The following is a 7,085-nucleotide window of genomic DNA, read 5'->3' as shown; positions in this document are numbered from 1 at the left end:
TGGCCTCGTCGCGCGGGCTGCGCAGCCCGCTCTCGAACCGGCTGTTCAGCCAGGCGATCTCGAGCACGCGGGCGCTGTCGGTACCGTGCAGATCGACATGGCGTTCCATGTGGATGCGCGCCTCGGTGAGCGTGCCGGTCTTGTCGGTGCACAGCACATCCATCGAGCCGAGATCCTGGATGGCGCTCTGGCGCTTGACGATCACCTCGCGGCGGGCGAGCCGCAGCGCGCCGCGCGAGAGGGTCACCGACACCACCATGGGCAGCAGCTCGGGGGTGAGGCCCACCGCCAGCGCCACCGCGAAGAGGAATGATTCCAGCATCGGCCGATGCATCAGCGCATTGGCCAGCAGCACGAAGAGCACCATCAGGACCGCCAGGCGCATGATCATCATGCCGAAGCGGCGGGTGCCGATCTCGAAGGCGCTGGGCGGCGAGGGGCTGGCCAGCGCGCCGGCGATGCGGCCCACCGCGGTGCTCGCGCCGGTGCGCACCAGGCGCACGCGGGCGCTGCCGCCGATGATGGCGCTGCCCATGAAGATCGCGTTGCTGGCCTCGTGCAGTTCACCGCCGCGATCGGTGGGGATGCCGGCGCGCTTTTCCACCGGATAGGGTTCGCCGGTGAGCATGGCCTGGTTGACGAAGCAGTCGCGGGCCTGCAGCACGCGGCCATCGCCCGGCGCGAGATCGCCGGCGGCCAGCAGCACCAGATCGCCGGGCACCAGCTCGCTCTGCGGCAGGGTGCGCTCGGCGCCGTCGCGCACCACCCGCGCGCGCGCGCTCACCGAGCGGCGCAGGGCCTCGGCGCTGCGCTGGGCGCGGTGCTCCTGCACGAACTCCAGCGTGGCACTGGCCAGCACGATGCAGGCGATGATCAGCGCGTCGGCGAACTCGCCCGAGAGCGCCGACACTGCGCTGGCCACGAGCAGCACCAGCACCAGCGGGTTGCGCAGCCGGGCCGCGAACTGGCGCAGCAGCGGCACGGGCCTGTCATCGTCGAGCCGGTTGGGGCCATGGCGCTGCAGGGCCGCCGCGGCCTGCGCGCTGCTCAGGCCGCGATCGGGGTCATCGGCGGCCTCGCTCGCGTCGAGCCACCAGGCCTGCGGCTCGTCGCTCATGGCATCGCGTCTCAGCGTCGCCCGGTGGACAGCCGCACGATCGCCAGGATGACCAGCGCGGCGCCCACCAGCTGCAGCCAGCCCATGGCCTGATCGAGCACCAGCCAGGCGCCGATCAGCGCCGCGATCGGCTCGAAGTTCATCACCGCGGCATTGTTCACCGCGCCCAGCCGCGGCAGCACCACGAAGAGCGAGCTCAGCCCGGCCGCATAGAGCGCGGTGAGCGCGGCCAGCGCATACCAGCCGGTGGCATCGCGCGGCGGCACCAGGCCACCGGCAAAGGGCGCGGCGGCCAGCCCCACCAGCGCCACCACCCCGGTGAGCACCAGGGTACGCACCCGGCCATCCACGGCCGGCAGCCAGCGGGTGGTGATCAGCAGCACCGAGCCGAAGCACACCGAGGCGCACAGCGCGAGCAGGCTGCCGGTGATCAGGTCCTGGCCGGGCTGGCCGGCGAAGGCGCCAGGGCGCCCGCCCAGCGCCAGGCTCAGGCCGGCCCGCGCCAGCGGCATGGCGGTGAGCGCGCGCCGGCTGGGCCGCTCGCCGCCGGTGAGCCAGGACAGCAGCGCCAGCATGATCGGGAATGTGTTGAACACCAGCAGCGCGAGCGCCACCGGCATGCGCGCCACCGCGCTGGTCAGGCACAGGCTCTGCAGCGACATGAGCAGGCCGGCCGCGGCCGCGCCGGTGAGCGTGACCCGCGGCAGGGCCAGGCTCAGGCCCGCCTGCCGCACCAGCACGGCCATCAGCACCGCGGTGACGCCGGCGCGGGTGACCACCGCCAGCGGCACGCTGGTGCCGTGGTCGAAGGCCATGCGCCCGGCCACATGGTTGCTGCCCATGGCGGTGGCGATCAGCAGCAGCGCGATCACGCCCACCAGGGGCGGGGGCGGGGCCGGATCGGGCCGCGCTTGCCCGATGTCAATGCCGGCCTGCACCTCGGGCCGCAGCATGGAGGTCTTGGAGTCAGCGGAAGGGTCGGTCATGTCGAGACGCATTCTGATCATCCAGGGCCATCCGCATGCGGCGGATGACCACTGGTGCCACGGGCTGGCCGCGGCGTACGCGCAGGGCGCGCAAGGGGCGGGCCACGAACTGCGCGAGGTGAGGGTGGCCACGCTGGACTTCCCGGTACTGCGCAGCGCCCACGACTGGGAGACCCACCCCGCGCCCGCCGGCCTGCGCGCCGCGCAGGAGAGCATCGTCTGGGCCGACCATGTGGTGATCTTCTTCCCGCTGTGGCTGGGCGACATGCCGGCGCTGCTCAAGGCCTTCCTGGAACAGGTGGCACGACCCGGCTTCGCGTTCCGGCCGCGGCCGGGCGATCCGGTGGGCGAGCGGCTGCTGGCGGGCCGTTCGGCGCGGGTGGTGGTGACCATGGGCATGCCGGCCATGGTGTACCGCTTCTGGTTCCGGGCCCACAGCGTGCGCTCGCTGGAACGCAACATTCTGGGGTATGTCGGGTTCTCGCCGGTGGACGAGACCCTGGTCGGTCAGGCCGGCGCGCTGACTGACGCTGCGCGGGTGACCTGGCTGGCGCGCATGCGCCGACTGGGGCGTGTGGGCAGCTGAGCCGCCGCGGCCGGCCACGGGATGCCGGGTCAGTCCTGCTTCCAGGGCAGGCCGGTCTTGCGCCAGCCGTCGAGGTGGCCGCGCTGGCCGTTGGCATCGAGCTTGCCCTCGAAGCCTTCCAGGATGTTGCAGGCGCGGCTGAAGCCGCGCGCGGTGGCGGCGGTGGCGGCGCGCACCGAGCGCACGCCGCTGCGGCACAGCAGCAGCACCACCTCGTCGGGCGCGGCGCGCTCGCCGAGTTCCTTCATGAACTGGTCAACCTGTTCCTCACCGGTGCCACGCCAGACCACCAGTTCGGAGCCCGGCACATGGCCGACATAGCGATGCTCCTCGGGGCTGCGGACATCGATGAAGCGCACACCCGGCCGGCCCATGAGCTGCCAGGCTTCGTTGGGCGTGACATCGCCGGCATAGGGCCGGCGGCCATCGGCGCCGGCCGGCAGGCGCTCGGTGGCGCGGGCCAGGATCTGCTGGGTGTCGGGAGCGTCGTCCGCGGGCTGGCGGGGGGTGTTCATGGCGGGGCTCGGGCGGGTCTGCGGGTGGGCCCTCATTGTGCCTGCTTCGCGCCCCTGGCTGACGGTCTGGTCGGTGCGTGCCGGCTCAGTTGAAGACATCCTGCAGGAAACGACCCTTCGCGGCGAGGTCACCGAACCAGGTCTGCGCCGCGCTGGCATCGCCGCCGAGCTTGTCGGTGGCGATGCGCAGCAGCGTGTTGCGCACCGCCGGCGCCATGGCCTTGCCGTCGCCGCAAAGGTAGAGCAGCGCGCCATCGCCGAGCCACGGCCACAGGCTGTCGCGCTGCGCCCAGAGCGCATCCTGCACGAAGCGCCAGGGATGACCCGCCAGTGCCGACCAGGCCGCGCTGAGCTGCACCACGCCTTGCGCGGCCCACTGCGCGAGTTCGTCGCCGTGCAGCGCATCGTGCTGCGGATGACGCCCGCCGGTGAAGAGCCACACCGGCCCGGCGGCCATGCCCTGCGCGCGCTGCCAGGCCCGCTCCTGCACGAAGCCGCGAAAGGGCGCGATGCCGGTGCCGGGGCCGATGAGAATCATCGGCACGCGGCTGTCGGCAGGCGGCGCGAAGGCCGGCGCGGGCGTGCGCACCCGGGCCAGCAGGACATCGCCCGGCTTTGCCCGGCAAAGATGCCCCGAGGCGATACCGCGGTGCCGGCCCTGACCGCTGAGGTGTGGCGCGTCGAGCGCGCCCACCGTGAGGGTGAGCTCGCGCGGGCTGGCCAGCGCCGAGGACGAGATCGAGTACCAGCGCGGCCGCATCGGCACGCAGCAGCTCAGGAAGTCGGTGATCGAACACTCGATGGCAGGGTGGCGCATCAGCAGATCGGCCACGCTCAGGCGGGGCGCGGTCACCGCCTGCGCCAGACGCTGGCGCGCGGCCTCGTCGGCAGGACCTTCGCCCAGCCAGGACTGCAGGGTGGCGCGGGTCACCGGGCAGCGGGTGGCGGCCAGCAGACGCTCGATGTCGCGCCGGCGCGCCGGCTCATGCCACTCCACGAATTCGCTCAGCAGCTGGGCGAGCGCGATCGGCTGGCCGCGCGGCAGCTGCCGCGCGAGCGCGTCCTCGCCCGAGAGGCTGACCACGGCATCGGGTGCCAGGCCCAGCCGCGCGATGATCGCAGCCACCTCGTCGGGATGGTTGCGGGCGCAGACCGCGAGATGGTCGCCGGTGGCATAGCTCATGCCCTCGGGCAGGGCCACCCGCAGCAGCCGGGTGTCGGCTCTCGGGGCCTCCTGACGGAAGTCCCACAGGCCCTCGGCGGGTTGGATCAGCGGCTCGCTGGCCAGCACGGTCATGGGCTGCAGCCCCGCGGGCAGAAAGGCCGCACGCGCCGACACCGGATCGGCGAGCGTCACGCGCAGCGGCTCCACCGCAGGTCGTGCCTGGGACGCCCTGGCCGATGCCGACGTCCCGGCCTCGCCCGACGCGGCCGGCTCGTCGCCATCGGCCGGCTCGGCCACCCGGGGCAGCGCGCTGCGCAAGGCCTGCAGCCAGTCGTCGATGGCGCGGTCGAAGTCGCCGTTGCCATCGGCCTCGCCGCGCGACAGGAAGGGCTGGGCGCCGCTCTCGGTCAGCGCCGCGGCCACGCGCTTGGGGAAGGCCTGGTAGGCCGGCCACTGGGAATTGCCGCAGCCGAGCACCGCCCAGCGCAGACCGGGCGCGCGCCAGGCCGCGGCCGAGCCGTCGTCGAGCGCGGCTTCGAGCCCGCGGGCATTGTCGGGCGCGCGGCCGTTGTAGGTGGCGGTGACCACCACCAGCCAGCCCTGCTCGGGCCAGCCCGGCAGCGCCTCATCCAGGCTGCGCACCCGGGGTTGCAGCCCCGCCTCGCGGGCGATCTGCGCCACCTGCTCGGCCACCTCGGCGCACACCCCCACGCCGCTGCCGTAGCGGATCTCCAGCCCGGTGCCGGGCGGCACCAACGGGCGCGCGGCGGGGTCGGCCTGGGCCGAGCCCGCTGCGGCGTCGGCGGCGTCGGTGGCGGCGCGGGCCAGGGGCAGGCCGGCATCGCCATCGACGCGGTGCGTCGGCACGGCGGCGGGCGCCGGGCCCGGCCCGCGCGCGGCCGGCGCGGGCTGCACCCGCGGCTCGGCCCGCAGGCGGAAGCCCTCGGGCTTGAGGGTGAGGGTTTCCTTGACCGCGAGGCGATAGTCGTCCGGGTCGCTCAGCGCGAAGCGCTTGAGGATCATCGCCAGCGCGAGCTTGGCCTCGGTGATCGCGAACTGCTGGCCAAGACAGGCCCGCTCGCCGTTGCCGAAGGGCTTGTAGGCATGGGGATGGTGGCTGGCGCGGGCCTGCGGCAGGAAGCGGTCGATGTCGAAGTGCTCGGGCCGGGCCCAGTGGCGCGGATTGCGCTGCAGGGCCGGCAGGAACACCACCACACGCTGACCCGCGGGCAGCCAGTAGCGCCCGCCGAGCAGGGTGTCTTCCACGGGTGCCACTGCATAGGAGGGCGCGGTGGGCCACAGCCGCAGGGTTTCGCGCAGCACCCGCTCGAGGGTCTCCAGCCGGGCGATGTGCTCGAAGGCCGGCTCGGTGCCGGCCGGGATCACGCGGTCGACCTCGGCATAGCAGCGGGCCAGGGTCTCGGGGTGACGCATCAGCAGGTAGAGCGCGAAGGTGAGCGTGCCGCTGGTGGTCTCGTGGCCGGCGATCAGGAAGGTGATCACCTGCGAGCGGATGTTCTCGTCATCGAGCGGCTCGTCGGTGAGCGGATCGCGAGCCTGCAGCATCAGGTCGAGCAGATCGCGCTGGCCACCGCTGGCCGCAGGCTGGTTGCGGCGCGCGCGGATCACCTCGTCGACCAGCGCATGCATGGTGCCGATGTCGAGCTCCATGCGCGCCTTCTCGGCGTTCATGAACTGGTTCTGGATGGGCAGCCGGGTGATGCGCGCCATGACCGTCTCGAGCACCGATCCCATGGCGCCCAGGAAGGGATGCAGCTGCTCGTGCTCGAAGGAATGGAAGCGGTAGCCGAAGCCGGCCAGCGAGATGGTGTCCAGGGTGAGCCGGGTCATGTCATCGGCCACCGGGATGTCGGACTCGGGCCCGCGGCGGGTCCAGCACTGCGCGAGCTGCTCGGCCACTTCCAGCATGAACGGGAAGTAGCCCTTCATGGCCCGTTGCCCGAAGGCCGGCATCAGGATGCGGTGGGCCTTGCCCCAGTTGGGCTCGTCGCCGTGCGCGGTGAACAGGCCGTCGGTGGCCAGCTTGCGCAGGGTGGAGAGCGGCGGGCCGATGGTCTTCTGGAAGCGCCGGGGGTCCGAGAGCTCGGCCACCAGGTCGGCGTCGAACACGAAGGGCAGGCGATGACCGGCGAAATCCAGCGCCAGGATGCCGTCGAACTGCGCGCTCATGGCCAGCAGGTACTGCGTCAGCCGCGCCTTGGGGATGTGCAGCAGGTTGCCCAGGAAGGGCAGGCCGGGCGGGGTGGGAATGTCTCGGACGGTGAGTGGCGCGTTCATGGCTTATCTGACATCAAGTGATGTCACTTTAGGGGCGAGGGGTTTTGATGTCAACATCGGGGCATGAGCGGCACCGCCAGATCCACGCCCGGTCGCGCAGCCGCGGCCTCGAGCGCCCGCGGGTCCGTGCCGGCGCGCGCCCCGGCGCGTCGCGCCTACGGCGGGGTGAGCGACCTCGAACGCCGCCAGGCCCGTCGCGAGCGCCTGCTCGATGCCGGGCTGGAGATCATCGGCGCCCAGGGCTACGCGGCGGCCACGCTGCGCGCGGTCTGCGCCCAGGCCGGCCTCACCGAGCGCTACTTCTACGAGTCGTTCGCCAACCGCGAGGCGCTGCTCGCGGGTGTCCACCAGCGCATCATCGAGGAACTGCGCGCGGCGCTCACCCAGGCCTTCAGGGCCGGCGAGCCGAGCGCGCCGG

6 protein-coding genes are annotated in these 7,085 nt (G+C 72.9%); 2 read left to right on the top strand and 4 right to left on the bottom strand.

The genetic code is table 11. The annotated features are described in order from the left end of the window. Both AC2H6A_RS16650 and AC2H6A_RS16645 read right to left on the bottom strand, forming a co-directional pair. A partial coding sequence (locus AC2H6A_RS16650) for an HAD-IC family P-type ATPase (RefSeq protein WP_484274835.1) occupies window positions 1-1,117 on the bottom strand: 1,117 nt, incomplete at its 3' end. A gap of 11 nt (window positions 1,118-1,128) precedes the next feature. Further along, the gene (locus tag AC2H6A_RS16645; RefSeq protein ID WP_484274834.1) at window positions 1,129-2,103 is read right to left on the bottom strand and encodes a DMT family transporter; all 975 of its coding nucleotides are present in this window, start codon (window positions 2,101-2,103) and stop codon (window positions 1,129-1,131) included. On the opposite strand from AC2H6A_RS16645, the gene AC2H6A_RS16640 reads away from it, so the two are divergent. Next, window positions 2,102-2,689 carry an NAD(P)H-dependent oxidoreductase gene (locus tag AC2H6A_RS16640; protein WP_484274833.1) on the top strand — a complete coding sequence of 196 codons (588 nt, stop codon included), beginning with the start codon at window positions 2,102-2,104 and terminating at the stop codon, window positions 2,687-2,689. The genes AC2H6A_RS16645 and AC2H6A_RS16640 overlap by 2 nt on opposite strands. 29 nt (window positions 2,690-2,718) lie before the next feature. On the opposite strand, the gene AC2H6A_RS16635 is transcribed toward AC2H6A_RS16640, so the two are convergent. Both AC2H6A_RS16635 and AC2H6A_RS16630 read right to left on the bottom strand, forming a co-directional pair. After that, complete coding sequence (locus tag AC2H6A_RS16635) at window positions 2,719-3,204, bottom strand: rhodanese-like domain-containing protein (RefSeq protein ID WP_484274832.1); 486 nt, start codon at window positions 3,202-3,204, stop codon at window positions 2,719-2,721. 85 nt (window positions 3,205-3,289) lie between these two features. Further along, a complete protein-coding gene (locus AC2H6A_RS16630; RefSeq protein WP_484274831.1) occupies window positions 3,290-6,667 on the bottom strand; it encodes a cytochrome P450 in 3,378 nt (1,125 codons plus the stop codon). 63 nt (window positions 6,668-6,730) lie between these two features. On the opposite strand from AC2H6A_RS16630, the gene AC2H6A_RS16625 reads away from it, so the two are divergent. Further along, window positions 6,731-7,085: TetR/AcrR family transcriptional regulator (locus AC2H6A_RS16625; protein WP_484274830.1), on the top strand; the 355-nt coding region annotated here is incomplete at its 3' end.

The sequence above is a fragment of the Quisquiliibacterium sp. genome, from assembly GCF_982640115.1.
This window is presented reverse-complemented; position numbering and strand designations above follow the sequence as displayed.